Here is a 254-nt window from a genome sequence, read left to right as displayed (position 1 = left end):
TAGTCATACGCCTGATCATCTGCGCCACAGCCTGCAAGTGCGGCCGTTATTGCTGACACCAGAGTCAATTTTTTAAACATTATTTGGATATCCTTAATTGTTGTTATTTTCCTAGAAGGAGTAAGTCACTGTCGCGATGTAAGATGCTTTCTCTTGGTCCAACAAATCGATGTTGCCCAAGGTGCCTCGCTCTGCATCTTGATAGAAACCCGTTGATGACGCCGCGAGTAGCAATGACCAGCTTTCAGCAAAGT

Source organism: Vibrio sp. 2033 (assembly GCF_033339735.1).
This window is presented reverse-complemented; position numbering follows the sequence as displayed.